This window comes from Pseudomonas sp. Fl5BN2 (genome assembly GCF_009908205.1).
In the GTDB taxonomy this organism is placed as follows: Bacteria; Pseudomonadota; Gammaproteobacteria; order Pseudomonadales; family Pseudomonadaceae; genus Aquipseudomonas.
In genome coordinates, this window is the sequence record NZ_JAAARL010000012.1 from 95,300 (window position 1) to 120,756 (window position 25,457).

Sequence of the window (25,457 nt, forward strand, 5' to 3'; positions counted from 1 at the left end):
TTCTCGCGCAGGATTACATGCGGAACACGCCGAAGCGGCTCTGTTCGATGGGGGCATTGAGGGCCGCGGACAACGCCAGGGCCAGCACATCACGGGTTTGCGACGGGTCGATAACGCCGTCGTCCCACAAACGCGCGCTGGAGTAGTAAGGGTGACCCTGGCGTTCGTACTGATCGAGGATCGGCTGCTTGATCTCGGCTTCCTGGGCGGCATCGAAGCGGTGGCCGCCACGTTCCGCTTGTTCGCGCTTGACCTGCACCAGTACCCCGGCAGCCTGTTCGGCACCCATCACGCCGATCCGCGCGTTGGGCCACATCCACAGGAAACGCGGATCGTAGGCCCGCCCGCACATGCCGTAGTTGCCGGCGCCGAAGCTGCCGCCGATGATCACGGTGAACTTCGGGACCTTGGCGCATGCCACTGCGGTCACCAGTTTGGCGCCGTGCTTGGCGATGCCACCGGCCTCGTATTTCTGGCCGACCATGAAACCGGTGATGTTTTGCAGGAACACTAGTGGAATCCCGCGCTGGCAAGCCAGCTCGATGAAGTGCGCGCCTTTTTGCGCGGCCTCGGCGAAGAGGATGCCGTTGTTGGCCAGGATGGCAACGGGGTAGCCGTGCAGGTGGGCGAAGCCACAGACCAGGGTGGTGCCAAACAGTGCCTTGAATTCATCGAACACTGAGCCATCCACCAGCCGGGCGATGACCTCGCGGACATCGAAGGGCTGCTTGGGATCGGCCGGCACTACACCGTAGAGTTCGTCGCGGGCATACAGCGGGGCGATCGGTGTGCGTTGCTGCAACTGACCCTGCTTGTGCCAGTTGAGGTTGGCCACACAACGGCGAGCCAGGGCCAGGGCATGTTCGTCGCTGTCGGCGTAGTGGTCGGCGACTCCGGAGATCTTGCAATGCACGTCGGCGCCGCCCAGGTCCTCGGCACTCACCACTTCACCGGTGGCGGCTTTCACCAGAGGCGGGCCGGCGAGGAAGATCGTGGCTTGTTCGCGGACCATGATGGCTTCGTCGGCCATCGCCGGCACGTAGGCGCCGCCGGCGGTGCAGGAACCCATGACCACGGCGATCTGCGGGATGCCTTGGGCACTCATGTTGGCCTGGTTGAAGAAAATCCGCCCAAAGTGCTCGCGGTCCGGGAACACTTCATCCTGGCGGGGCAGGTTGGCGCCACCGGAATCCACCAGATAGATGCAGGGCAGGCGATTCTGCTGAGCGATGGTTTGCGCCCGCAGGTGCTTCTTCACCGTCAATGGGTAATACGAACCGCCTTTCACCGTGGCATCGTTGGCCACGATCATGCATTCGATACCCTCCACCCGGCCGATGCCGGCAATCACTCCGGCGGCGGGTACGTCTTCGCCATAGACCTCGTAGGCGGCCAGCGGGCTGATTTCGAGAAACGGCGAACCGGCATCGAGCAAGCGGTTGATGCGCTCCCGAGGCAGCAGTTTGCCTCGGGAGGTGTGGCGCTCCTGGGCCTTGGTGCCGCCGCCTTGCTGGACCTGGGCGAGCAGGGTATGCAAGGCGTCGACTTGTTGCAGCATCGCTTCGCTGTTGCTCATGAACTCCGCTGAGCGCGGGTTGAGCTGGGTATGCAGGATAGCCATGGACAGCTCCGTTAGCGGGTTTCGTTGAACAGTTCGCGGCCGATCAGCATGCGGCGGATCTCGCTGGTGCCCGCGCCGATCTCGTAGAGCTTGGCGTCGCGCAGCAGGCGGCCCGCCGGGAACTCATTGATGTAGCCGTTGCCGCCGAGAATCTGGATTGCGTCGAGGGCCATCTGGGTCGCGCGCTCGGCGCTGTAGAGGATCACCCCGGCGGCGTCCTTGCGGGTGGTTTCGCCGCGTTCGCAGGCCTGGGCCACGGCGTACAGGTAGGCGCGGCTGGCGTTGAGCTGGGTGTACATGTCGGCGATCTTGCCCTGGATCAGCTGGAATTCGCCGATGCTTTGGCCGAACTGCTTGCGGTCGTGGATGTAGGGAACCACCAGGTCCATGCAGGCCTGCATGATCCCGGTCGGGCCGCCGGAGAGCACAACGCGCTCGTAGTCCAGGCCGCTCATCAGGACTTTTACGCCGCCGTTGAGCACGCCGAGGATGTTTTCCTCCGGCACTTCCACGTCATCGAAGAACAGCTCGCAGGTGTTGGAGCCGCGCATGCCCAGCTTGTCGAACTTGTTGCTGCGGCTGAAGCCTTTCCAGTCGCGCTCGACGATGAAGGCGGTGATGCCGTGGGGGCCCTTTTCCAGGTCGGTCTTGGCGTAGATCACATAGGTGTTGGCGTCGGGGCCGTTGGTGATCCAGGTCTTGCTGCCGTTGAGCACAAAGTGGTCGCCGCGCTTGTCCGCGCGCAGTTTCATCGACACCACGTCAGAGCCGGCGTTGGGCTCGCTCATGGCCAGGGCGCCGATATGTTCACCGCTGATCAGCTTGGGCAGGTATTTGCTCTTTTGTTCATGGTTGCCGTTGCGGTTGATCTGGTTCACGCACAGGTTGGAGTGGGCACCGTAGGACAGGGCTACCGACGCCGAGCCACGACTGATCTCCTCCATGGCCACGACGTGGGCCAGGTAACCCAGGCCGGCGCCACCGTACTCTTCCGCCACAGTGATACCCAGGAGGCCCATGTCGCCGAACTTGCGCCACATGTCGGCGGGGAACAGGTTGTCGATGTCGATCTGCGCGGCCCTGGGTGCCAGCTCCGCCTTGACGAAGGCCTGGACCTGATGGCGCAGCATGTCGATGGTTTCACCGAGGGCGAAGTTCAGGGTCGGGTAACTCATGGCGGGGCACCTTCAAGCTTGTTTTTATTGAGGGAAATGAGCGTGGAGAGCGGCGCTGCCTGGCTCTCACCTTTACGTTAACGTAAACCTGCGTCCGGTGACTGTCAATCGCCCTTTACGTTAACGTCAACTTGCGCCAGAGTAGCAAGGCTTTCGATTGGAGCCGGGCTTTTTTGCACCATTCGCCCGGCTTCTGAACACCCACTAATAAAGACAATAGGGGTCGTCATGGAACACTCGGGTTTCCAGCCGGATCGCAGTTACACCCGTGGTACGCAAGACAAGGCCTTGTTGGCGCTGACCATTGGCCAGGCCTTCGATAACACCGTCGCCGCCTATCCCCAGGGTGAAGCCCTGGTGGTCCGTCATCAGCAGCTGCGTTACACCTGGCAGCAACTGCATGAAGCCGTCGACCTGCATGCCAGGGCGCTGCTGGCCCTGGGACTCCAGACCGGTGATCGCCTGGGGATCTGGGCGCCGAATTGCGCTCAGTGGTGCATTGCCCAATTCGCCAGCGCCAAAATCGGCGCGATTCTGGTGAACATCAATCCCGCCTATCGCAGTTCCGAGTTGGAGTATGTGCTCAAGCAGTCTGGCTGCCAGTGGTTGATCTGCGCCGGGGCCTTCAAGAGCTCCGACTACCACGGCATGCTCCAGGGCCTGATCCCGGAACTGGCGGAGCAATCCATCGGGCAATTGCACAGTGAGCGATTGCCGGAATTGCGTGGAGTCATCAGCCTGGATGCGCAGCCGCCTTCGGGTTTCCTGCCTTGGTCACAGTTGGCGGCCCTCGGTGCGGGGACCACCCCTGAACAGTTGCAAGCGCGTCAGGACAGCCTGGATTTCGACCAGCCGGTGAACATCCAGTACACCTCGGGGACCACGGGCTTCCCCAAGGGCGCGACCCTGAGCCACTACAACATTCTCAACAACGGCTACATGGTGGGTGAGAGCCTTGGCCTGACGGCGGCGGATCGCCTGGTGATCCCGGTGCCGCTGTATCACTGCTTTGGCATGGTCATGGGCAACCTCGGCTGCATCACCCATGGCACCACCATGATCTACCCCAGCGACGCCTTCGACCCGCTGCTGACCTTGAGTACGGTGGCTGAAGAACGGGCAACTGGGTTGTATGGCGTGCCCACCATGTTCATCGCCATGCTCGATCAGCCCCGGCGCAGCGAGTTCGATCTCTCGAGCCTGCGCACCGGAATCATGGCTGGCGCTACCTGCCCGATCGAGGTGATGCGTCGGGTGATCAGTGAAATGCACATGAGTGAGGTGCAGATTGCCTACGGCATGACTGAAACCAGTCCGGTGTCATTGCAGACAGGACCCGCCGACGACCTGGAGTTGCGAGTGACCACGGTAGGGCGTACCCAGCCGCACCTGGAGAGCAAGGTTATCGACGAGGCCGGCAATGTGGTGCCGCGAGGCGCCATTGGCGAGCTGTGTACCCGCGGTTACAGCGTCATGCTCGGCTACTGGAACAACCCCGAAGGCACCGGCGAATCCATCGATCAGGCGGGCTGGATGCACACCGGCGATCTGGCGACCATGAACGAGCAGGGCTATGTGTGCATCGCCGGACGCAACAAGGACATGATTATTCGTGGTGGCGAGAACATTTACCCTCGGGAGCTGGAAGAGTTCTTCTTCACCCATCCCGCGGTGGCGGATGTACAGGTCATCGGCATTCCTTGTTCTCGGTATGGCGAGGAGATTGTCGCCTGGATCAAGTTCCACCCTGGCCATAGCGCCAACGAACTTGAGCTGCAAGCCTGGTGCAAGGAGCGCATCGCGCACTTCAAGATGCCGCGTCACTTCAAGTTCGTCGAAGAGTTCCCGATGACCGTGACTGGCAAGATCCAGAAATTCCGCATGCGTGAAATCAGTATCGAGGAGCTGCGCGAGCGCGTTGCCCAGGCGTGATCGCTGATGGAGCGTGCATCGAAATAGGTGCACGCTTCATGAGCGTATAGGGTGGGGGGCAAGCAGAATCCCAGGAAGCACAAAGGGGAGCCGAGGCTCCCCTTTAATTTGTCGTTGCGTGCTCTTTTTTTATTATTGAGGGGCGGTCTATTGTTGTTTTTGGCAACCGTTGCCCTTTACCGCTGTTTTTGGCGATCCCCATCCGGGATCAAGAGCAAACGTATTTTTTTGAGCGCTGATCTAACGTGTCGCCGGGGCGATCCAACCAGTTCGGTAGCTACCTCAGGGTAGTTTTATTATTCTCTGACCGGTTGCGGATGGCTCTTGCAAGCCCTCCTGCACATCACATCCTCTCCAAAAAAATCTGTTAGCTGCGTCTCTGCCGTGTTGTTTTTGTTATGTCAGAGTCGTTACGTCTTATTTTTATTAGGTTTGCCGCTTTTTATTCTTGTTATGCAATAGAGATAGCAGAAGCCGTGCCAACTTTTTAAAGTGCTTTAAAATCAATGAGTTGATTGTTTTGTAGGACAATCTGCTTCGTAATAAAATCGACAAACTGTTTCCGTGTTACTCGTTCCTGCCTCAGATCAGAGCGGCCGGTAACACCCGGCCGCACATTGGCTCAGTCGGCGTTACGCGCCTTGGCCACGCGAGAGCCGGTAGGCCGTCCCAGCACGCTGCAGATCTGCTTGCCGGCGTCGATCAAGCGCTGCATATCGATGCCGGTATGGATGCCCAGGCCATTGAGCAAGTACAAGACATCTTCGGTGGCGACGTTACCGCTGGCGCCCTTGGCGTAAGGGCAACCGCCGAGGCCGGCAATCGAACTGTCGAACACCGCGATGCCTTCCAGCAGGCTGGCATAGACGTTGGCCAGGGCTTGGCCATAGGTGTCGTGGAAGTGGCCGGCGAGTTTTTCCCGTGGCACCTGGGCCCCCACTACTTCGAACATCTTGCGGGTGGCTCCGGCGGTACCGGTACCGATGGTGTCTCCCAGGGAGACTTCGTAGCAGCCCATTGCATACAACTCGCGGGCCACCAGGGCCACCTGTTCTGGAGCGACCTCACCTTCGTAGGGACAGCCCAGTACACAGGAGACGTAACCGCGCACGCTGACGCCGTGCTGCCTGGCAGCGTCCATGATTGGCACGAAGCGCTCCAGGCTTTCGCTGATGGAGCAGTTGATGTTGCGCTGGGAAAAGGCCTCCGAGGCCGCAGCGAATACCGCCACTTCCTTGACCCCCGCCGCCAGCGCGTCCTCGAAACCTCTCAGGTTTGGTGCCAGCGCGCCGTAGATCACCGAGGGCTTGCGCTGGATACGCGCGAAGACCTCGGCCGAGCCTGCCATCTGCGGGACCCATTTGGGCGAAACGAAACTGCCGACTTCTATATAGCCCAGGCCCGCTGCAGTCAGGGCATCCACCAATTGCACCTTGTCGTCGACGCTGATGGGCTGGGCTTCGTTCTGCAGGCCGTCGCGGGGGCCGACTTCGATCAGGCGTACGTGGCTGGGGAGTGACATTCAGGTTCACCTTCTATGAGTGATGGCGGATGCCGGCGCGAGTCGCGCGGTTACAGGCGTTATTGGGCGGTGGTTGTCTGGTTCTGGATGGTTTGTTGCAGCGCCTGGGTGCAACGCTCTTCGGCGGTGTCCAGTTCCAGTTTCATCTGTTCGATGTCGAGCAGTTGCTGTTCCAGTTGGTCACGGCGCTCGGCGATTTTTGCCAGCATGCTGTGCAACTGCTTCAGGTTGCCGCTGGTGGGGTCATAGAGTTCGATCAGTTCACGGCACTCGGCCAGGGAAAAACCGATGCGCTTGCCCCGCAGGATCAGTTTCAGGCTGACTTTGTCTCGGGGCGAGTAGATGCGTTCCTGACCGCGTCGCTCAGGTGACAGCAGGCCCTGCTCTTCATAGAAGCGTATGGCCCGGGTGGTGATGTCGAGCTCGCGGGCAAGGTCGGAGATGCTGTAGGTCTGGCTGCTCATGGAGGCGCTCAAGGTGGGGCTTGGCGCTAAGCTAAAGGCAGGTTGACGTATACGTCAAGAAGCCTGCGCTGATCGCCTTCGGCTCCTGCCGATCTTCATAGGAGCCGGTTTGCCAGCGAAGGGCGATCAACCTGCCTGCAGGTCGAGCTTTTTCTCATAGGCGCTGACCTGCTGGCACAACTCGATCATCTGTTCGCGCATCCAGCGGTTGGCCGGGTCCTGGTCGGTGCTTTCGTGCCAATAGAGGTGGGTCTCCACCGGCGGTACGTCGTTGACCGGAAGATTGAAGGCATGCAGCTCATGGCGTCGGGCAAAGCGTTCCGGCACGGTCATCACCATGTCGGTTTGCTGCAGCACTTGTGAGGCCATCAGGTAATGCTGGGAACGCAGGGCGATCTTGCGCTGGATGCCCATCTTGCCCAGGGCCAGGTCGACATGGCCCAGGCCGCTGCGGCGGCTGGAGATATGAATGTGGGTCAGGGACAGGTAATCGTCCAGGGTGAACTTTTCCTTGCCCGCCAGGGGATGGCCCTTGCGCATGGCGCAGACATAACGGTCCTCCATGAGCTTGACGTGGCGCACCTGAGGGTCGGTGTTGAGGGGGGCGTCCACGGCGAAGTCCAGGCGTCCGGCGGCCAGTTCCTTGGTGGTTTCCCGGCGCTTGGAAAGGAAGCTCTCGATGATCACCGCCGGCGCCAGGCGCCGCAGGCGTTGGAACAGTGGCGGCAGGATCACCGCCTCGGTCAGATCGGTCATGCTGATGCGGTAGGTCTTGACCGCTTGCAGCGGGTTGAAAATCCGGCTTTCCTGCACCGACACCCTGAGCAGTGATAAGGCGTTGCGCACCGGGCCGATGATGTTCTGCGCCATGGGGGTAGGCACCATGCCCTGGGCGGTCCTGACGAACAGCGGGTCATTGAAGGTCTCACGCAGACGTGCCAGGGCATTGGACACCGCCGGCTGGGTGATGCCGACGATCTGCCCGGCGCGGGTCAGGTTGGCTTCGGTGTAGATCGCGTCGAAAACGATAAAGAGGTTGAGGTCGACCTTGCTCAGATTCATGGCGCTGCGCTCTTATTGTTAGGGCCTGCGAGGTAGGCTCGGAAGCCTGTGAAATCAGCCGATCATATATCGGTGATGAATGTTAATACACGCCGAGAATAGGCTAGGTAAATTTTCGTAGCTGATCTAGCATCGATTTCAGTCCCCCCTACACCTGTTCTTCACAAAGGTAGAGCTGCCCATGGAATTCGCCTATTCCCCCAAGGTTCAGGAACTGCGTGAGCGCGTGACCGCGTTCATGGATGCCTATGTTTATCCGGCTGAAGCGGTCTTCGAGCGTCAGGTTGCTGAAGGTGATCGCTGGCAGCCCACCGCAATCATGGAAGAGCTCAAGCTCAAGGCCAAGGACGAGGGCCTGTGGAATTTGTTTCTGCCTGAGTCGGAGCTGGGTGCCGGCCTGACCAACCTTGAGTACGCGCCGCTGGCGGAAATCATGGGTCGTTCGCTGCTGGGGCCCGAGCCGTTCAACTGCTCGGCACCGGATACTGGAAATATGGAAGTGCTGGTGCGCTATGCCAGCGAAGAACAGAAGCAGTGTTGGCTGGAGCCGTTGCTGCGTGGCGAGATCCGTTCCGCCTTTGCCATGACCGAGCCGGACGTGGCCTCGTCCGACGCCACCAACATGGCTGCCCGTGCGGTGCGCGATGGTAACGAATGGGTGATCAACGGCAAGAAATGGTGGACCTCGGGGGCCTGTGACCCGCGCTGCAAGATCCTGATCTTCATGGGGTTGAGCAGCCCGGATGCACCGCGCCATCAGCAGCACTCGATGATCCTGGTACCGGTGGACACGCCGGGGGTGAAAATTGTGCGTCCGCTGCCGGTGTTTGGCTACGACGATGCGCCTCACGGTCATGCCGAGGTGTTGTTTGAGAACGTGCGTGTACCGTACGAAAACGTGTTGCTGGGGGAGGGCCGTGGTTTCGAAATCGCCCAGGGTCGCCTTGGCCCAGGCCGGATTCATCACTGCATGCGCTCTGTCGGCATGGCCGAGCGGGCGCTGGAACTGATGTGCAAGCGTTCGGTGAACCGCACTGCGTTCGGTAAGCCTCTGGCACGTTTGGGCGGCAACATCGACAAGATCGCCGACTCGCGGATGGAGATCGACATGGCCCGGCTGCTGACTCTCAAGGCGGCCTACATGATGGACACTGTGGGTAACAAGGTGGCCAAGAGCGAGATTGCGCAGATCAAGGTGGTAGCGCCAAACGTTGCCTTGCGGGTGATCGATCGGGCGATCCAGATTCACGGTGGGGCCGGGGTATCCAACGACTTCCCTCTGGCTTATATGTACGCGATGCAGCGGACCCTGCGTCTGGCGGATGGCCCGGATGAGGTGCACCGTGCGGCGATCGGCAAATACGAAATCGGCAAGTATGTGCCCAAGGAGTTGTTGCGCAGCGGGCATTGATGGTCATGCGGTCGGCCTGCCAGGCGCTGCCCATGGTAGGTCGGTTGCATGGTGTTCAGTACACCCAGACCTCTACCCGCCGGTTCTTGATCCGCCCCTCGTCGACGTTGTTGGCCGCTACTGGCAGCTGTGCACCGAACCCACGAATATCGCGAAACACCACGCCGCTTTTCACCAATTCCCGACGCACTGCCATGGCCCGTAGTTTGGACAGCAGGGCTGCGCGTGCAGTGTCATCCTTGGTATCGCCGAACCCGGCGAGAGTGACCTGCCGGTTCATCTTGCCGTGCTGGCGAAGGTAGTCCAGTACTCGGTTCAGGTCCTGGCGCGCCTTGTTGTCGAGGTTGGCGCTGCCTTCCTCAAAGCGAAAGTTCACCGTCAGGCGTTGCGCCTCTCGGCTCAGCGCTTGATAGGCCTCGGGCATCTGCGGGCTGGGAACCACGCTCATGGCCTGCACGCTCTGGGCGATAAAACCATTGGTGGCGACGATGGATTGCCCTTTGGTGCTCTGGGCAAAATTCACCAGTGCCTCGGCCCAGGGATTCTGTCCGTTGGGTGGCAAGTACAGGTACAGGCGCCGTGACAGCGGGTAATCCTCGGTAGCGATCAGGCTGTTGAGCGGCAGCATGGGCTGCGAGTCACCGTCGACGATGGCCACGGCCTTGGCCAGGCGTACGTAGGGCAGGCCGATAAAGCCAATGCCTTGGGGGTCTTGGCTCACCGCGTCGGATAGCTGTTCGCTGGATTCGAAGCGTTTGGCGGTGGTGCTCAAGGCCTTGCCGCGACGGCTGAGCACCAGTTCCTTGAAGGTATCGTAGGTGCCGGATTGATCATCCCGGGCATATAGATGTATCGCTCCGCCAATGCCCCCCAGTTCTTCCCAGGTCTTGACCTCGCCGCTGAACAGTCGGGCCAGTTGTTCGGTGCTCAGTTGGCTCAGTGGATTGTGCGGATGCAGGATGATCGCCAGTCCGTCGATGGCAATCACCTGTTCGGCGCTGGGGCTTTTCAGGTCACCCAGGCTTTCCAGTTCTACCAACTCGCTGTCCTTGATCGGCCGCGAGGACGCGGCAAGGTCGGCCCGGGCATTTTTCAGGGCGGTAAAGCCTGTACTTGAACCATGGGCGGCAACGTCTATCCGGACCGCGCGACCCTGTGTGGTCTCTCCAACGACTTGTTGTTCATTGTCCTTGCTACTGGCTTCGATCCTGACATCGCGCAATCCCTGTTGCTCCATCAGTCCCTTGACCAGCTCCGGGCCGAGTCGGGCGCCAATGGTGTTGGAGCCCTGGATGCGCAACACCGCGGTATTTTCCGCTGCCAGCGGCAAAGCGGCGAAGACCGACCAGGGCAGGGCGTAGCAAACGAAGCCAATCAGAAACAGGCTGATGGTCCGGCACCAGATATCTCGTTCGCTGACGGTGGAAGCGCGGGGCATGGCGGCACTGGCCTTCTGTATAGGGAAGAGGGGAGTGCTGGCGAGATTAAGTCAGGGAGGTGACAGGGATGTGACGGGCGGCACTTTCTGGCAAGAAATGGCGAAAGTCCTACATCATAAATAGCTGTTTTCTCTAGATTTTTTGAGACTTATCCTAAAGACTAGTCTTTGGGCGATGCGTAGAGTGGGCAACTTTGTCTGGCGGGGATTGGGGGCGACTGCCAACGCGTCATCCCCGCGGATGCCTCGGCAGTGTTGAGCTGCTATTTCGTAGTGTTCAAAGGAGTTACAAATGAGTGCCTGGTTCGAGCTGAAGCAGTATGGCAGTGGTGCCTGCAGATTCTTGCTGAAGACAAAGGAGGCGCAGACCATGCTTCAAAGCGACCGCTACCCTTGCCGGGACAGTGCCGAGGCTGCTCTCGGTCTGTTCCGCGCACACTGCGCTTCTCCTGAGCGTTACGTCAAGAAAATTTCCTCGGGCGGCAAACCTTTTTTCAAGCTCAAGTCTGGCAAGGAAGTGATTCTGGTCAGTCACTTGTACGATTCGGAGCCAGCCCTCGAGAGCGCCATTGGTGCTATCGCCGCAGCCGGCAAGACTGATCGGGTGGAGCACGTACAGCTCTAACCGGTAATAAAAAAAGCCCATCGGCAGATGGGCTTTTTTGTGTCTGTCGATCAGCTCAGTTCGAGCCAGATCGGTGCATGGTCCGAAGGCTTTTCCATGCCGCGCAGCTCATAGTCGACCCCGGCATCCTTGACCCGCGGCAGTAGGCCCCGGGACGCCATGATCAGGTCGATGCGCAGGCCGCGCTTGGGTTCGTCCTCGAAGCCGCGGCTGCGGTAGTCGAACCAGCTGAAGCGATCGTTCACCTCAGGGTTGAGGTGACGGAAACTGTCCACCAGGCCCCAGTTCTTCAGGCGCGCCATCCACTCGCGCTCTTCCGGCAGGAAACTGCACTTGCCCGTCTTCAGCCAGCGCTTGGCATTCTCGGCGCCGATGCCGATGTCGCAGTCTTCCGGGGAAATGTTCACATCACCCATGACCACCAGAGGCTGGTCATTGCTGAAGCGGCTTTCCAGCAGTTGCTGCAGGTCGTTGTAGAAACGCTCCTTGGCCGGGAACTTGGTGGGGTGGTCGCGGCTTTCGCCCTGGGGGAAGTAGCCGTTCATGATGGTCACCGGCGTGCCGTTGGCATCGGCGAAAGTACCCCAGATGAAACGGCGCTGGGCGTCTTCGTCATCGCCTTCGAAGCCTTTATGCAAGGCCAGTGGTTCCTGGCGCGAGAGCAGGGCGACACCGTAGTGACCCTTCTGGCCGTGGTAGTGCACGTGGTAGCCCAGGGCCTGGACGTCGGCCAGGGGGAACTGCTCGTCGGAGACCTTGGTTTCCTGCAGGCCGATCACATCTGGCTGGTGTTTGTCGATCAGCGCCGCCAACTGATGGGGGCGGGCGCGCAGCCCGTTGATATTGAACGAGACGATCTTCATGGTCGGCGGTCCTGGCAAAACAGCGATGCTAGCTGACAACGTTCGGGTCGACCAGCGTGGCGGTGCTGCGGATGCGCTGCTAATGTCCTTGAGCGCGGGAACGATCAGCGACGCGCAAGGCTCGTAATAACAAGAGCGCGGCCATTTGAGCCGGGTCCAGGGGAGAGTGACCGCCATGCCTGATACCTCCAATGCCATCGCCGATATCCATATGCTCGACAGCGGCTATTCCCGCGAAGCACGCTCGCTGCTGTACCAGGCTTATCGCCATGAGCCGACCTTCGGCTTCATTTTCGAATCCGAGCGCACCGGTTACGAACAGCGGGTACGAGCTACGGTACGTGAACTGGTGAAGCAGCATTTTCTTCAAGAACTGCCGGCGCTGGGCCTGTTGGTCAATGACCGACTGATCGGCATTGCCCTGATCGCTCCGCCACAACGCCGCCTGGGCATTACCGAAAGCTGGGCCTGGCGGCTGCGCATGGTCTTGAGCACAGGGTTTCGCTGCACGCGGCGCTATCTGGAGTACCACGATGCCGTGCAGGCCTGCGTGCCGGGCGATGCGGTGCATATGCTGCCGTTATTGGGGGTGCACCCGCAGTTTCAGGGCCAGCATTTCGGCGAACAGCTGCTGGAGGCAGTGCACAACTGGTGCGCGGTGGACGAACATTCCCAGGGTGTGGTGCTGGACACGGGCAATCCGCGTTACCTGGAGTTCTATAAGCGTCAGGGTTATGAGGAAATCGGTGAGATCGCAGTAGGACCGGTCCGTGAGCACGTATTCTTCCACTCGAATCCGCGCTGCTTACAAAGAGCAACAAGCTGATATCGAACTTTCCTTGCACTTGAGCGCTCTATCGCCCTCCCACGCTCGTGATAGCATCCGCGCCTATGAAGTTTCCAGGAAGATTTACCAGCGGCTTTTTGCTGTTGTTCACAAGCTGTGCGGCGCTGGCGCAGAGCGAATTGGATGTCAGGGTAAAGCCCGCCAACGACGAGCTGAAGGCCAATGTGGAGGGTTACATTGGTGGTGTCGGTGATCGCGATGAAGAAGCCCTGCTGCGGTTCAGTCGGGGTGCCGAGGAGCAGGCGAAGAAAGCTGTCCAGGCCCTGGGCTACTACCAGCCGCACATCGAGAGCGAAGTGCGTGGCGGCGAAAAACCCCGGTTGCTGCTGCGTATTGATCCCGGCGAGCCGGTGCATCTGCGCAATGTGACGATCCGCGTTGAAGGCCCTGCAGCCTCTCTCAAGTCTTTCCGCACCCCCGACAGCGATCAGCTCAAGCCCGGTGCGGTGCTCAATCATGGCCGTTACGAGGATGCCAAGCGGCTGATCCAGAACCAGGCCTCGCGCTATGGCTTTTTCAGCGGACGCTTCACCCGCCAGCAACTGTCGGTGGATCCCTTGGCTGGGGTGGCGGACATCGACCTGGTCTATGACAGTGGTCCGCGTTATGCCTTGGGCAAGGTCAGTTTTACCGGGGACTCATTGTTTGATGAAGACTTGCTGCGGCGCATGGTGCCGTTCAAGACCGGCGCGCCCTACGACTCCGAACTGATCGCCGAACTCAACCAGGCCTTGCAATCCAGTGGTTATTTCGAGGGTGTACGGGTAGATGCTGCACCCACGGCCGCCGAGCACGAAGTGATCCCGGTGGCGGTCCAACTGGAAACCCGCAAGCCCCGGACCATGGGGCTTGGCTTGGGTTACTCCACTGACGTGGGACCGCGGGTCAAAGCCAACTGGACTCGGCACTGGGTCAATCCCCAGGGGCACAGTTATGGCTGGGAAGCCGAAGTCTCTGCGCCCCGGCAGAACGTCGGCCTGTGGTACGACATCCCCCTGGATCCACCCTTGACCGACAAACTGCGGTTTGCCGGCGGTTACCAGAACGAAGAGATCGCCGGCACCGACACCTTGAGTAAATTGCTCACTGTGGGCCCCGAGTGGCACAGCAAGTTGCCCAGTGGCTGGCAGCGGGTGATCTCGCTGAAGTATCAGCGGGAAGAGTATCGTCTTGGAGACGACTCTGGCCTGAGTAATCTGCTGATGCCAGGACTCAGTTATTCCTACCTGCGCAGCGACAACCGGATTGATCCACACAACGGTTATCGTATTCAGTTCGACACCAAGCTGGCCAAGGAAGATGTCGGTTCCGATACCAACCTGTTGTACGGCACGGTCTTGCTCAAGGGCCTGACCACGGTCTGGGACAATCACCGCTTGCTCGGTCGTGTGCAGTTCGGTGGCAGTGCCACCAACGGCTACAAGTCGATTCCGCCGTCCTTGCGCTTCTTTGCCGGCGGCGACCAGAGCGTCCGTGGTTATGACTATCAGACCTTGTCGCCGGAAAATGCCGACGGTGACCGCATCGGTGGCCGCTACATGGTGGCTGGCAGCGTCGAATACCAGTATTCCGTCGCTGAGAAATGGCGGATCGCGACCTTTGTCGACCAGGGCAACTCCTTCAACAAGCTCGAACTGCCGAACCTCAAGACCGGCGTCGGGCTCGGCGTGCGCTGGGTCTCGCCGGTCGGACCGATCCGGGTCGACCTGGCCCACGCGCTGAATGATGACGGTGGTATTCGTTTGCACTTTTCCATGGGGCCAGAGCTTTGAAGCGTGGTTTGAAGATGACCCTGCTGGCGATCCTTGCGCTGGTGATCCTGATTATTCTGGCCCTGGCCGCGGTGCTGGGAACCCAGGCCGGCAGCCGCTGGGCTTTGGGCCAGGTGCCAGGGCTGAGCCTGGACAACTTCGACGGCCATCTGGGTGGCCAGTGGAGTGCCGATCACCTGCTGTGGCAGCAGGACAGCAGCCGGGTCGAACTCAACGGGGTGAAATTTGCCTGGTCCCCCGCCTGCCTGTTGCGCATGACCCTGTGCATTGAACAACTGGAAACCGACCAGGTCAGCCTGCAGTTTCCCCCCAGTACTGAAGCAAGCTCTGGCCCTATCAGCCTGCCGGACTTGAACCTGCCGTTGGCCATAGAGCTTGGGCAGGTACGCATTGGTCGCCTGCTGTTCAACGACAGCGAAGAACTCAAGGGTTTGCAGCTGGCGGCACATTGGTCCGCCGAGGGTCTGCAGATCGATTCGCTGCACTTGCAGCGCGATGACCTGAGCCTGGACCTGTCCGGCCTGTTGCAGCCTCGCGGCGATTGGCCGTTGACGGCCCAGGGCTCCCTCGGCTTGCCAGCTCCTGGTGGTGGTCCCTGGTCCTTGGCGCTGAAGGTCGAAGGCAACCTGCTCAAGATCCTCAAGCTCCACGCCGACAGCAGCGGCTACCTGCAAGGACAGCTGAGTGGTGAGCTGCAACCTCTGGTGGAAAACCTGCCAGCGCAGGTGCGCATCACCGCCGATGGTTTCAAGGCCAGCGCCGATTTGCCGGATACCTTGCAGCTGGATCAACTGGAGCTGACCGGCAACGGCGACTTGAAAAACGGCTATCAGCTCAACGGCAAGGCCAGTTTGCCAGCGGAGCAGGGGCCGGTTGCTTTGCGGCTGCAAGGCAATGTCGACGCCAAAGGCGCACAGATTGCCGCTCTGGACCTGAGTGCCAACGACAAGCAGAACCTCAAGCTCAGCGGGCAGCTTGACTGGAGCACAGGTTTCTCGGCCGAGGCCAAGCTTGCCTGGCTGGATTTTCCCTGGCATCGCCTCTATCCACTGATCGACGAGCCGGCGGTGGCGCTGCGCAGTTTCAACGCGGAAGTGGCTTACCGGGATGGTCATTACCTGGGTAACTTCAAGGGTGACCTCGACGGCCCGGCGGGAGCGTTCAGCCTGAGCAGCCCTTTCAGCGGCGACCTGACCAAGGTCTTCCTGCCGCAGTTCCAGCTCACCGCCGGACAAGGCAAGGCCCAAGGGCATCTGAACCTGCAGTTCGCTGATGGCGTGGCTTGGGATACGGCACTGGATCTGTCAGCCATCAATCCGGCCTATTGGCTGGCGGAGTTGCCCGGTACCCTGGCCGGCCCCTTGCGCAGCCAGGGTGAAATGAAAAATCAACAACTCAAGCTCAACGCCAACCTCGATCTCAAGGGGCGCTTGCGGGGGCAGCCTGCGGTATTGCAGATCAAGGCCGATGGGGCCGGTGAGCAATGGAATCTGAGCGCGTTGGACATCCGCCTGGGAGATAACCGCATCAATGGCTCCGGCAGCCTGCAGCAGAAAATCGCCGGCCAGTTGGAGATCAAGATGCCGCGCCTGGGCCAGCTCTGGCCGCAGTTGCGTGGACAGCTTGACGGTCGGGTGGATCTGGCGGGGACGCTCAAGGCGCCACAGGGCAAGGTGAATCTCTCGGGGCAGCAATTGGCTTTTGCCGATAACCGCCTGCAAAACCTCAAGCTGGATGCCAGCCTCGATGGTGTGCAAAGGGCTCAGGTCGACCTCAAAGGCAGTGGGATTCAGGCGGGCACTACGCAGCTCGGCACCCTGACCCTGGCCGGCCAGGGCGATATCAAGACGCAGAAGTTGCAACTGGATCTGCAGGGCCCGCTGTTGAAGCTGGCGTTGGGACTCGACGGTACTCTGGACCAGGGTAATTGGCGCGGACGCCTGGCCAGTGGCGAGGTGCAGACCGGCGGCCAGGACTGGAAGTTGCAAAGTCCGGCCAAGCTTGCGCGGTTGGCTAACGGCACGATCAATTTTGCTGCCCATTGCTGGGTCAGTGGTGATGCCAGCCTATGCGGCGAAGATCAGCGGCTGATGCCCGATCCGAAGTTGCGCTATCAGCTCAAGCGTTTCCCCATCGACAGTCTGGCCCAGTGGTTGCCCAAGGATTTTGCCTGGAAAGGCCTGCTCAACGCCGATGTGCAACTGGACCTGCCGGCCAGCGGTCCCAAGGGCCAGATCATGCTGGACGCCAGCGGCGGTACCTTGCGCGTCAAGGAGAAGGATCAGTGGCTGGAGTTTCCCTATCAGGCCCTGAAACTCAACACCAGCCTTACTCCGCGACGCATTGACAGCCAGTTGCAGTTCGACGGTGGCAAGCTGGGGGAGCTGATGGTCCAGGCGCAGATCAACCCGCTGCCGAAAAACAAGCCGCTGTCCGGTGAGTTCCGTCTCAGCGGGCTTGATCTGTCCGTGGCGCGGCCATTCGTGCCGATGGTGGAGAAGCTCAGTGGCAGCTTGAACGGCAGCGGTCGTCTGTCCGGCGGGTTGTTGGCACCTCAGGTCAACGGCAACCTGCAGCTCAGTGGCGGACAGGTTTCAGGCTCCGAATTGCCTACCAGTCTCGAAGACTTGCAACTGACCGCGCAGATCGTCGGTGAAAGCGTGCAGCTCAACGGTGGCTGGAAAGCTGGCAAGGCCGGGCAGGGCAGTCTCAGTGGCAGCATCGCCTGGGGCCATGCGCTGATGGTCGACCTGAGCCTCAAGGGCTCGCAGTTACCCGTCACCGTCGAGCCTTATGCGGCACTGGAAGTTGCTCCGGACCTGAAGATCTCGCTGCAGGGCGACAAGCTGGCGATCGACGGCAAGGTGCTGATTCCCAAGGGCCAGATCACCGTGCGTGAACTGCCGCCGTCAACGGTCAAGGTTTCCGATGACACGGTCATCGTCGGCCAGCAGACCGACGAGGGCAAGAAACCCATGGCGATGGCGATGAACATCGATGTGGAAGTCGGTCAGGACAAGCTCAGCTTCGCCGGCTTCGGCCTCACCGCCAACTTGCAGGGGCATGTGCACATTGGCGACAACATGGACACCCGCGGCGAGCTGTGGCTCAACGACGGGCGTTATCGAGCCTATGGCCAGCGCCTGACCGTGCGTCGTGCGCGCCTGCTGTTTGCCGGCCCCATCGACCAGCCGTACCTGGATATCGAAGCGGTGCGCCAGACTGACGACGTGATTGCCGGCATCCGCCTGAGCGGCAGTGCCGAGCAACCGGCGACACAGATCTTCTCTGAGCCGGCCATGAGCCAGGAGCAGGCGCTGTCCTACCTGGTGCTGGGACGGCCACTGAGCTCCACAGGTGAAGATAACAACGTGCTGGCCCAGGCCGCACTTGGTCTGGGATTGATGGGCAGCTCGGAGATCACCGGCGACATCGCGAAGAGCCTGGGGATCCAGGATTTCCAGCTGGATACGCAAGGCAGTGGCAACAACACCAGTGTGGTGGCCAGCGGCAATATTTCCGAGAAGCTCAGCCTGCGTTATGGGGTTGGGGTCTTCGAGCCGGCCAGTACCATCGCCTTGCGCTACAAGCTGAGCAAGAAGGTCTATCTGGAGGCCGCCAGTGGCGTTGCCAGCTCTCTGGACATCTTCTACAAACGCGATTTTTGAGCCTCTGGTGCAGGTAGCGATACACGCGCTACTGCCTGCGGGGTCGGGGCGTGCCGCCCAGCAGGGCCTTTCGAGGCCCTGAGGGCCGCGCCTGCTACCCAGCCAATCAGCGCCGGTGACAGCCGGCAGGGTTTGTCACGGACCCATTCATCAGGTTTGCCTTTCTCGAACATGATCTCCACCGGCTTGCAGGCCGGTGGCGCTGGGCCTTTTGTCGTGAAAATAAATAGCATGCTAATTATTGCGTTGACATTGGCTGCTTAGGCAGTAATATTTCGACACATTCTCCCTGCCTAGGCAGCTAATGGGTGGTCAGATGAAGCACTTCGAACCAGTCGACTTTCACAATTGCCACCTTGGTCTGCTGTTGGGGCGCGCCGCCTTGCTCAAGGACCGGATCCTCGATACCCACATGGAACCCCACGGCATTACCGCCGCGCAGTTCAAGGTGCTGATCATCATGGCCCAGTTCGGCGTCGATACTCCGGCCGAGTTGTGCCGCCACCTGTCCCTGGACAGTGGTTCCATGACCCGGATGCTTGACCGCCTGGAGCAGAAGGACTTTCTCGCCCGTCGGCGCTCCGAAGGTGACCGCCGCCAGGTGCAGCTTGTATTGACGGAAGAAGGGCAGAAGCTCGCCGACCGGTTGCCGCAGATCGGTGCCGACGCGATGAACGAGCTGGCCGGCGCCATTACTCACCAGGAACTGCGGACCCTGGAACAGATTCTCAAGAAAATTTTGCTGGCAGCCGGTGACCCGATCACCGTATTGCGGGTAGGTGATAAATGAGCAGTAGAACCTTGCGTACGCGGGCCAGCCTGGTGCTGCTGGCCATGAGCCTGGCCGGGTGTGCCAGTTACAGCGGCCTGAACACCGAAGGCGTCAGCCTGGAAGCGAAAAGCCTCAAGGCCGGGCAGTCTCTCAGCGGTGTGGCCCTGTCGCCGGCGGCCTGGCCGCAAAGTGACTGGTGGAAAAGCCTTGGCGACAGCCAGCTCGACGGCCTGATCCAGGAAGCCCTGCGGGACAGCCCGGACATGCAGATCGCCAGTGCCCGGGCTCATCAGGCTAGCGCAGCGGCCTACGCCGCAGATGCCGAGCGGATGCCGACCCTGGATGCCAGTGCCGGCATCAGCCGTTCGCGCCTGGCCCGCGATCAAGACCCCTCGGGCATCGGCGGTACCTACGCCACCGTGCGCAATATCGGCGCCAGCTTCAATTACAACTTCGACCTCTGGGGTGGCCAGCGTGCTGCCTGGGAAGCGGCGTTGGGCCAGGCCCGGGCTGCGGAAGTCGATCGTCAGGCCGCCAGCCTGACCCTGGCCGCCGACGTGGCCCGGGCCTACAGCGATCTGGGACGTGCGCACATCGTCCATGACCTGGCGGCCGAAGACCTCAAGCGTACCCGGCAGATGCTCGACCTGAGCCAGCGGCGCTTGAGCTCGGGGATCGACAGCCAGTACCAGTACCAACAGACCGAAAGTCTTGATGCCAGCGCCCAGGCCAGTTTGATCGATGCTGAAAAGCAGCTGCAGAGTGCCAAGATCGCCCTCGCAGTGTTACTGGGCAAAGGACCGGACCGGACCAACGACATTCCCCGGCCCAAGGTGCTGCAAGCCAGCGCAGTGGCGTTGCCATCAACCCTGCCTGCCGAGCTGCTGGGACGTCGCCCGGACCTGATCGCTGCACGTTGGCGGGTCGAGGCCGCGAGCAAGAGCATCGACGCCAGCAAGACCCGCTTCTATCCCAATCTCAACCTGAGTGCCAGTGCGGGTGCCGAGTCGTTGCTGGGGGACGCGATGTTCGGCTCTGCCAGCCGTTTCTTCAGCATTGCGCCGACGATTTCCCTGCCAATTTTCGATGGGGGTCGTCTACGCGCCAGCCTGGATGCGCGGGACGCCGACTATGACCTTGCCGTAGCGCAGTACAACAAGACGCTGGTCACGGCCCTGGGAGATGTCAGCGACAGCATCTCCCAACTGCGTGATATCGGCCGGCAGATTGCTGCCCAGCAGCACGCCACTGATATCGCCCAGGACTCCTACAACACTGTGGTCCAGCGCTTCGGTTCCGGTATCGGCAACTACCTGGACGTGCTGAGCATCGAGCAGCAACTGCTGCAGGCCCAGCGCCAGCTAGCCACGTTGAATGCTCAGCAGATCGACCTGTCGATCCAACTGATGCAGGCGTTGGGGGGCGGTTTCAATACCCAGAACCTGGCCTCGGCCAACTCGACCCCAGCCCCGCAGACTAAATAATTCGAGGTATTTGTCATGGCCACCGCCGACACTCAAGTAACTGAAAACACCCCGGACGCTGGTAATTCCCGCAAGCGCAAAGTCATGCTGCTGGGGCTGGCAGCCATCGTCATACTCGGCGGCCTGGGCGTGTTCGCCTGGCATGAACTCTACGGACGCTGGAATGAAAGTACCGACGATGCCTATGTGAACGGCAACGTGGTGGAAATTACTCCACTGGTCAGCGGCACCGTGGTCAGCATTGGTGCCGATGACGGTGACCTGGTGCATGAAGGCCAGGTGCTGATCAACTTCGACCCCAATGATGCCCAGGTTGGCCTGCAAAGCGCCGAGGCCAATCTGGCCCGCACCGTGCGCCAGGTGCGCGGCCTGTACAGCAATGTCGATGGCATGCGTGCCCAAGTGGCGGCGCAGAAGGCCGCGGTGCAGAAAGCCCAGGACAACTTCAACCGGCGCAAGAACCTGGCCGCCAGCGGGGCGATTTCCCAGGAAGAGCTGTCTCACGCACGTGATGACCTGACTACGGCGCAGAACGCCCTGGCCAATGCCCAGCAGCAACTCAACACCACCAATGCCTTGGTGGATGACACGGTGGTCTCCAACCATCCAGATGTGCAGGCCGCGGCCGCGCAACTGCGCCAGGCCTACCTGACCAATGCCCGCAGCACCCTGATTGCACCGGTTACCGGTTATGTGGCCAAACGCACCGTGCAACTGGGCCAGCGGGTCCAGCCGGGCACCGCGTTGATGGCGGTGATTCCTCTGGACCAGCTGTGGATCGATGCCAATTTCAAGGAAACCCAGCTGCGTGACATGCGCATTGGCCAGCCGGTGGACATCGAAGCGGACATCTACGGCAGTGAGGTGAAATACAGCGGCACTATCGACAGCCTCGGCGCCGGTACTGGCAGTGCCTTTGCCCTGCTGCCGGCGCAGAACGCCACCGGCAACTGGATCAAGATCGTGCAGCGGGTGCCGGTGCGTATTCACGTGAATGCCGAAGAGCTGGCCAAGCACCCGCTACGGGTCGGCCTGTCGACCCTGGTGAAGGTCAACCTGCGGGATCAGAGTGGCCCGGTATTGGCCCAGCAGCCACCGCAAAAAGCCTCTTTCAGCACCAACGTATATGACCGTCAGCTGGGTGAGGCCGATACCCTGATCGCCCGCCTGATCCACGACAACAGCGCGACCATTGGCAAGACTGCCCAGCGCTGATTCGCTAATCCGTCAGCCCCGGCCTCGTCTAGAGGCCGGGGTGCCAGCCTAGCTCCAAAGGATTCGCGATGAGCAATAACGCGTCTTTCACGCCTCCCAGCCTGCTACTGAGTACCATCGGCCTGTCCCTGGCGACCTTCATGCAGGTGCTCGACACCACCATCGCCAACGTGGCGTTGCCGACCATCTCCGGTAATCTCGGGGTGAGTTCGGAGCAGGGCACCTGGGTCATTACCTCGTTCGCCGTGAGCAACGCGATTGCCTTGCCGCTGACCGGCTGGCTGAGCCGGCGTTTCGGTGAGGTGAAGCTGTTTATCTGGGCCACCATCCTGTTTGTGCTGGCCTCGTTTCTCTGTGGTATTGCCACTTCGATGCCGGAGTTGGTGGGTTTTCGTGTGCTGCAAGGGGTGGTGGCGGGGCCGCTGTACCCAATGACCCAGACGTTGCTGATCGCTGTCTATCCGCCAGCGAAAAGGGGCATGGCCCTGGCATTGCTGGCGATGGTCACAGTGGTGGCGCCGATTGCCGGGCCGATACTCGGCGGCTGGATCACCGATAGCTATAGCTGGCCGTGGATCTTCTTCATCAACGTGCCAATTGGCCTGTTTGCCGCGTGGGTAGTCAGGCAGCAATTGAAGGCGCGACCGGTGTTCACCAGTCGTCAGCCTATGGACTACGTCGGATTGCTGAGCCTGATCGTCGGCGTGGGCGCCTTGCAGATCGTCCTCGACAAGGGCAACGATCTGGACTGGTTCGAATCCAACTTCATCATCATCGGCAGCCTGATTTCGGTGATCGCCCTGGCGGTGTTCGTGATCTGGGAAATGACTGATCGTCATCCGGTGGTCAACCTGCGGCTGTTCGCCCACCGCAATTTCCGCATCGGCACCATTGTGCTGGTGGGCGGTTACGCCGGCTTCTTCGGGATCAACCTGATCCTGCCGCAGTGGTTGCAGACGCAGATGGGCTACACCGCGACCTGGGCCGGCCTGGCGGTGGCGCCGATCGGTATCCTGCCGGTGCTGATGTCACCCTTTGTCGGCAAGTACGCCCACAAGTTCGACCTGCGCCTGCTGGCTGGCCTGGCGTTCCTGGCCATCGGTTTGAGCTGCTTCATGCGTGCCGGCTTTACCAGTGAAGTGGATTTCCAGCACATCGCCCTGGTGCAGCTGTTCATGGGGATTGGCGTGGCGCTGTTCTTCATGCCGACCCTGAGCATCCTGATGTCGGACCTGCCGCCACAGCAGATTGCCGATGGTGCGGGGCTGGCGACCTTCCTGCGGACTTTGGGCGGGAGTTTTGCCGCGTCGCTGACGACCTGGATCTGGATTCGCCGGGCGGATCAGCATCATGCCTACATGAGTGAAAGCATGAGCACCTTCGACCCGGTCACTCGGGAGGCACTGAACAATCTTGGTGGTGCCAGCACCAAGGCTTATGCACAACTGGACCAAGTCCTCACCAGCCAGGCGTACATGCTCTCGACGGTGGACTACTTCACCTTGTTGGGGTGGGTGTTCATGGGGCTGATTTTGCTGGTCTGGCTGGCCAAGCCGCCGTTCGCCGCCAAGGCTGGTCCGGCGTCGGCGGGGCATTGATAGTCTTCGTCGCAGGCGCTGGCGTGCGACCGGGCAATGCAAGGCTTTCTGGCCCCTTCGCCGGCAAGCCGGCTCCTACGGTAGGGAATCTGTTGTAGGAGCTGGCTTGCCAGCGAAGGCGTCCGATAGGGCAGTGCAAGGCTTGCGGCCTCTTCGCCGGCAAGCCGGCTCCTACGGTAGGGAATCTTTTGTAGGAGCTGGCTTGCCAGCGAAGGCGTCCGACAGGGCAGTGCAAGGCTTGCGGCCTCTTCGCCGGCAAGCCGGCTCCTACGGTAGGGAATCTGTTGTAGGAGCTGGCTTGCCAGCGAAGGCGTCCGACAGGGCAGTGCAAGGCTTGCTGGCCTCTTCGCCGGCAAGCCGGCTCCTACGGTAGGGAATCTGTTGTAGGAGCTGGCTTGCCAGCGAAGGCGTTCGACAGGGCAGTGCAAGGCTTGCTGGCCTCTTCGCCGGCAAGCCGGCTCCTACGGTAGCGAAGACGTCCGTTCAGGGCGAACCGGGCAACGCCAGTTGCGTCGGTACAAAATCGAACGCTGCCAGCTGAAAACCCTGTTCATCCACCTGCAACGCCCAACCTTGACGGTCCCAGTCCCCCAGCACGATGCGCTTGGCGGCTTGCTCACCAATCTGCAGCTTGTGAATCGCCGGGCGGTGGGTGTGGCCGTGCACCAAGGTGCGTACGCCATGCTCTTGCATCACCCGCGGCACTTCGTCCGGGGTCACGTCGACAATGTCGTTGGCTTTCATGCGGGTCTGGGCGCGGCTCTCGTTACGCAGCTTGCGCGCCAGTTTGCGCCGGGTACGCAGCGGCAGATGCCGCAGAATCCACAGGCTCAGCGGGTTGCGCAGGTAACGACGCATGCGCATGTAGGCCTCGTCACGGGTGCACAGGCTGTCGCCGTGCATCAGCAATACCGGCTCACCGTAGAAGTCGACGACGCTGGGGTCTTTGAGCAGGGTGGCGCCCGCCGCCTTGCAAAAGGCCTGGCCGAGCATGAAGTCGCGATTGCCATGCATCAGGAATACCTGTGTACCGCTGTCGCTGAGCTCGCGCAGTGCCTGGCAAATGGAAAGCTGGTAGGGGGTCATGGCATCGTCGCCGATCCATACCTCGAAGAAGTCCCCGAGGATGTACAGCGCCTCGGCGGCGCGGGCGCGCCCACCGAGTAAATCCAGAAACGCCCGGGTAATATCCGGGCGCGCATCGATCAGATGCAGATCTGAAATCAGCAATATCACTCAACGATCTCGGCTTTCTCGATGATCACGTCGTCTGCTGGTACGTCCTGGTGGCCGGACTTCATGGTGGTGGCCACGCCCTTGATCTTGTCGACCACTTCAGTGCCGGCGATCACTTTGCCGAATACCGCATAGCCCCAGCCCTGTACGGTCTTGCCGCTGTGGTTGAGGAAGCTATTGTCGGCAACGTTGATGAAGAACTGCGCGGAAGCCGAATGCGGCTCCATGGTGCGAGCCATGGCAACGGTGTACTTGTCGTTGGAGAGGCCGTTGTCAGCTTCATTCTGGATGCTTGGGCGCTTGTCTTTCTTTTCCTTCATGCCAGGTTCGAAGCCGCCGCCCTGAACCATGAAGTTACCGATGACGCGGTGAAATACGGTGTTCTCATAGTGACCGGCTTTCACGTACTCGATGAAGTTGGCCACGGTCAACGGGGCTTTCTCGGCGTTCAGTTCCAGCACGATTTCGCCGTGGTTGGTGGTCAGTTTGACTTGGGTCATGGTCGGTACTCTTTATAAGGAAAAGCGTTTTCAAGAAAATCCTGGGTGTCGGGACACGCGAGTGCTCCGAGCCGGTATGGCCATCCTGCAGCCAAGGAGCGCAGTTTAGCGTGACAGCCACGAATTTCGAGGCTGTTTTTTCACTTGCCGGCTATTAATCGCCGCAGTTTTAAAGTTCCGCTCTGTCAGGCGCTTGACAGCATCGGCTATGATATCCGTTTTGATTTGTCAGGCCGCATCCGGCCGCGCACT

The 25,457-nt window shown here is 60.7% G+C and carries 19 protein-coding genes; 10 read left to right on the top strand and 9 right to left on the bottom strand.

Annotation, left to right across the window (positions count from 1 at the left end):
- Positions 1-13: 13 nt before the first annotated feature.
- Together GV819_RS18095 and GV819_RS18100 are read right to left on the bottom strand one after the other, a co-directional pair.
- On the bottom strand, positions 14-1,621 hold the full coding sequence (locus tag GV819_RS18095; RefSeq protein ID WP_161757416.1) for a carboxyl transferase domain-containing protein: 1,608 nt from the start codon (positions 1,619-1,621) through the stop codon (positions 14-16).
- A gap of 11 nt (positions 1,622-1,632) precedes the next feature.
- Positions 1,633-2,796, bottom strand: coding sequence for an isovaleryl-CoA dehydrogenase (locus GV819_RS18100; RefSeq protein ID WP_161757417.1), 1,164 nt, complete (start codon positions 2,794-2,796; stop codon positions 1,633-1,635).
- 228 nt (positions 2,797-3,024) lie between these two features.
- On the opposite strand from GV819_RS18100, the gene GV819_RS18105 reads away from it, so the two are divergent.
- Positions 3,025-4,728 (top strand): AMP-binding protein, encoded by a 1,704-nt coding sequence (locus GV819_RS18105; protein ID WP_161757418.1) that lies wholly within the window; start codon positions 3,025-3,027, stop codon positions 4,726-4,728.
- Between the two features lie 622 nt (positions 4,729-5,350).
- On the opposite strand, the gene GV819_RS18110 is transcribed toward GV819_RS18105, so the two are convergent.
- The 3 genes from GV819_RS18110 to GV819_RS18120 all read right to left on the bottom strand — a co-directional run bounded on the left by GV819_RS18110 (position 5,351) and on the right by GV819_RS18120 (position 7,776).
- The gene (locus GV819_RS18110; RefSeq protein ID WP_161757419.1) at positions 5,351-6,250 is read right to left on the bottom strand and encodes a hydroxymethylglutaryl-CoA lyase; all 900 of its coding nucleotides are present in this window, start codon (positions 6,248-6,250) and stop codon (positions 5,351-5,353) included.
- A 59-nt stretch (positions 6,251-6,309) separates the two neighbouring features.
- On the bottom strand, positions 6,310-6,714 hold the full coding sequence (locus GV819_RS18115) for a MerR family transcriptional regulator (protein WP_161757420.1): 405 nt from the start codon (positions 6,712-6,714) through the stop codon (positions 6,310-6,312).
- 126 nt (positions 6,715-6,840) lie between these two features.
- Positions 6,841-7,776, bottom strand: a complete 936-nt coding sequence (locus GV819_RS18120) for a LysR family transcriptional regulator (RefSeq protein ID WP_161757421.1) — start codon at positions 7,774-7,776, stop codon at positions 6,841-6,843.
- A 181-nt stretch (positions 7,777-7,957) separates the two neighbouring features.
- Here GV819_RS18120 and GV819_RS18125 point away from each other — a divergent pair, with 181 nt between their 5' ends.
- Positions 7,958-9,187 (top strand): acyl-CoA dehydrogenase, encoded by a 1,230-nt coding sequence (locus tag GV819_RS18125; RefSeq protein ID WP_161757422.1) that lies wholly within the window; start codon positions 7,958-7,960, stop codon positions 9,185-9,187.
- 55 nt (positions 9,188-9,242) lie between these two features.
- Here the strand turns inward: GV819_RS18125 and GV819_RS18130 are convergent, their stop codons facing one another.
- The gene (locus GV819_RS18130) at positions 9,243-10,625 is read right to left on the bottom strand and encodes a substrate-binding domain-containing protein (RefSeq protein WP_161757423.1); all 1,383 of its coding nucleotides are present in this window, start codon (positions 10,623-10,625) and stop codon (positions 9,243-9,245) included.
- A gap of 292 nt (positions 10,626-10,917) precedes the next feature.
- Here GV819_RS18130 and GV819_RS18135 point away from each other — a divergent pair, with 292 nt between their 5' ends.
- Positions 10,918-11,250, top strand: coding sequence for a DUF1508 domain-containing protein (locus GV819_RS18135; RefSeq protein WP_161757424.1), 333 nt, complete (start codon positions 10,918-10,920; stop codon positions 11,248-11,250).
- Between the two features lie 50 nt (positions 11,251-11,300).
- Here the strand turns inward: GV819_RS18135 and xthA are convergent, their stop codons facing one another.
- Entirely contained in the window at positions 11,301-12,113 is an 813-nt protein-coding gene (gene xthA / locus GV819_RS18140) for an exodeoxyribonuclease III (protein WP_161757425.1), read from the bottom strand.
- 175 nt (positions 12,114-12,288) lie between these two features.
- On the opposite strand from xthA, the gene GV819_RS18145 reads away from it, so the two are divergent.
- The 7 genes from GV819_RS18145 (at position 12,289) to GV819_RS18175 (ending at position 23,469) form a co-directional block, all read left to right on the top strand.
- Positions 12,289-12,939 carry a GNAT family N-acetyltransferase gene (locus GV819_RS18145; RefSeq protein WP_161757426.1) on the top strand — a complete coding sequence of 217 codons (651 nt, stop codon included), beginning with the start codon at positions 12,289-12,291 and terminating at the stop codon, positions 12,937-12,939.
- Positions 12,940-13,004: 65 nt separating this feature from the next.
- Positions 13,005-14,732, top strand: a complete 1,728-nt coding sequence (locus GV819_RS18150; RefSeq protein ID WP_161757427.1) for an autotransporter assembly complex protein TamA — start codon at positions 13,005-13,007, stop codon at positions 14,730-14,732.
- Entirely contained in the window at positions 14,729-18,400 is a 3,672-nt protein-coding gene (locus tag GV819_RS18155; protein WP_161757428.1) for a translocation/assembly module TamB domain-containing protein, read from the top strand. The genes GV819_RS18150 and GV819_RS18155 overlap by 4 nt, the downstream gene beginning before the upstream one ends.
- Positions 18,401-18,716: 316 nt before the next feature.
- Positions 18,717-19,190, top strand: a complete 474-nt coding sequence (locus GV819_RS18160) for a MarR family winged helix-turn-helix transcriptional regulator (RefSeq protein ID WP_161757429.1) — start codon at positions 18,717-18,719, stop codon at positions 19,188-19,190.
- On the top strand, positions 19,187-20,656 hold the full coding sequence (locus GV819_RS18165; protein ID WP_161757430.1) for an efflux transporter outer membrane subunit: 1,470 nt from the start codon (positions 19,187-19,189) through the stop codon (positions 20,654-20,656). The genes GV819_RS18160 and GV819_RS18165 overlap by 4 nt, the downstream gene beginning before the upstream one ends.
- A gap of 15 nt (positions 20,657-20,671) precedes the next feature.
- Positions 20,672-21,871 (top strand): efflux RND transporter periplasmic adaptor subunit, encoded by a 1,200-nt coding sequence (locus tag GV819_RS18170; protein ID WP_161757431.1) that lies wholly within the window; start codon positions 20,672-20,674, stop codon positions 21,869-21,871.
- Between the two features lie 68 nt (positions 21,872-21,939).
- A complete protein-coding gene (locus GV819_RS18175) occupies positions 21,940-23,469 on the top strand; it encodes a DHA2 family efflux MFS transporter permease subunit (protein WP_161757432.1) in 1,530 nt (509 codons plus the stop codon).
- A gap of 483 nt (positions 23,470-23,952) precedes the next feature.
- Here GV819_RS18175 and lpxH read toward each other — a convergent pair whose 3' ends face one another.
- The gene (gene lpxH / locus GV819_RS18180; RefSeq protein ID WP_161757433.1) at positions 23,953-24,705 is read right to left on the bottom strand and encodes a UDP-2,3-diacylglucosamine diphosphatase; all 753 of its coding nucleotides are present in this window, start codon (positions 24,703-24,705) and stop codon (positions 23,953-23,955) included.
- Positions 24,702-25,205, bottom strand: a complete 504-nt coding sequence (locus tag GV819_RS18185) for a peptidylprolyl isomerase (RefSeq protein WP_161757434.1) — start codon at positions 25,203-25,205, stop codon at positions 24,702-24,704. The genes lpxH and GV819_RS18185 overlap by 4 nt, the downstream gene beginning before the upstream one ends.
- Between the last annotated feature and the right edge of the window lie 252 nt (positions 25,206-25,457).

Excerpts from the sequence above, each read along its gene's own strand:
- GV819_RS18095 (WP_161757416.1), bottom strand. The coding sequence starts at position 1,621 with ATGGCTATCCTGCATACCCAGCTCAACCCGCGCTCAGCGGAGTTCATG.
- GV819_RS18100 (WP_161757417.1), bottom strand. The coding sequence starts at position 2,796 with ATGAGTTACCCGACCCTGAACTTCGCCCTCGGTGAAACCATCGACATG.
- GV819_RS18105 (WP_161757418.1), top strand. The coding sequence starts at position 3,025 with ATGGAACACTCGGGTTTCCAGCCGGATCGCAGTTACACCCGTGGTACG.
- GV819_RS18110 (WP_161757419.1), bottom strand. The coding sequence starts at position 6,250 with ATGTCACTCCCCAGCCACGTACGCCTGATCGAAGTCGGCCCCCGCGAC.
- GV819_RS18115 (WP_161757420.1), bottom strand. The coding sequence starts at position 6,714 with ATGAGCAGCCAGACCTACAGCATCTCCGACCTTGCCCGCGAGCTCGAC.
- GV819_RS18120 (WP_161757421.1), bottom strand. The coding sequence starts at position 7,776 with ATGAATCTGAGCAAGGTCGACCTCAACCTCTTTATCGTTTTCGACGCG.
- GV819_RS18125 (WP_161757422.1), top strand. The coding sequence starts at position 7,958 with ATGGAATTCGCCTATTCCCCCAAGGTTCAGGAACTGCGTGAGCGCGTG.
- GV819_RS18130 (WP_161757423.1), bottom strand. The coding sequence starts at position 10,625 with ATGCCCCGCGCTTCCACCGTCAGCGAACGAGATATCTGGTGCCGGACC.
- GV819_RS18135 (WP_161757424.1), top strand. The coding sequence starts at position 10,918 with ATGAGTGCCTGGTTCGAGCTGAAGCAGTATGGCAGTGGTGCCTGCAGA.
- xthA (WP_161757425.1), bottom strand. The coding sequence starts at position 12,113 with ATGAAGATCGTCTCGTTCAATATCAACGGGCTGCGCGCCCGCCCCCAT.
- GV819_RS18145 (WP_161757426.1), top strand. The coding sequence starts at position 12,289 with ATGCCTGATACCTCCAATGCCATCGCCGATATCCATATGCTCGACAGC.
- GV819_RS18150 (WP_161757427.1), top strand. The coding sequence starts at position 13,005 with ATGAAGTTTCCAGGAAGATTTACCAGCGGCTTTTTGCTGTTGTTCACA.
- GV819_RS18160 (WP_161757429.1), top strand. The coding sequence starts at position 18,717 with ATGAAGCACTTCGAACCAGTCGACTTTCACAATTGCCACCTTGGTCTG.
- GV819_RS18165 (WP_161757430.1), top strand. The coding sequence starts at position 19,187 with ATGAGCAGTAGAACCTTGCGTACGCGGGCCAGCCTGGTGCTGCTGGCC.
- GV819_RS18170 (WP_161757431.1), top strand. The coding sequence starts at position 20,672 with ATGGCCACCGCCGACACTCAAGTAACTGAAAACACCCCGGACGCTGGT.
- GV819_RS18175 (WP_161757432.1), top strand. The coding sequence starts at position 21,940 with ATGAGCAATAACGCGTCTTTCACGCCTCCCAGCCTGCTACTGAGTACC.
- GV819_RS18185 (WP_161757434.1), bottom strand. The coding sequence starts at position 25,205 with ATGACCCAAGTCAAACTGACCACCAACCACGGCGAAATCGTGCTGGAA.